At 57.4% G+C, this 732-nt stretch carries 1 pseudogene; it reads left to right on the plus strand.

Features of this window, described 5'->3' with window-relative positions:
• Positions 1 to 222: 222 nt before the first annotated feature.
• Positions 223 to 681 (plus strand): annotated as a pseudogene (locus AC5SEO_RS26900) (leucine zipper domain-containing protein); the annotation flags it as partial.
• Positions 682 to 732 lie beyond the last annotated feature (51 nt).

The raw sequence follows: 732 nt of genomic DNA on the forward strand, positions 1-732 counted from the left end.
CACTTCATGCATCAGAGCACTGCGCTTCAAAAGGTGCACAGAAATTCGCGCTTACCTTTTACAGTTGGCGCTCGATAGGAGCACGCCTCCTCCTCACGAAGTCCGCAAGGCCGGATGTCCATAGCCAAGCCGCTCTAGTTGTGAGCTTTCATTAGGTTGTCCATTCGGAGCGGATTTAGGAGACTGGAGTTACCACACCTCAGTCATCCAGGATCGCCCCGAATGAACATCCATAAGAATGCCCGACTGACGCCATTGCGTCGAGAAGAAATGGCTGCCGCTGTTCTTGGCGGCAAGCTTTCGAAAGCCCAGGCGGCCCTGCTCTACGGTGTTTCGCTGAAGATCGTTTCTCGCTGGGCGGAACGGTTCAAAGCATTGGGCCGGGCGGCGATGATGGATCGCTCATCGCGACCTGCCAGCAGTCCGAGACAGACGAATGGCGGCGTTATCGAACGGATCCTCCATCTTCGCAGACAACGCCTGACCGGCAAGCACATTGCCATGGAGACCGGCGTATCTCCCGCCACCGTCAGCCGCGTTCTCAGGCGGGCTGGTCTATCCCGGATGAAGGATATCGTTCCGGCGGAACCTGTCATGCGCTATGAATATGCCGAGCCGGGTGGCCTGATCCATCTCGACATCAAGCGCCTTGGCCGTTTCGAGCGCATCGGTCACCGTGTAGCGCGGCAATCAGGATGAGACGCTGGCGACAATCTGGATGAGATTCTTAGG

It is taken from the genome of Agrobacterium sp. K11 (assembly GCF_059429395.1).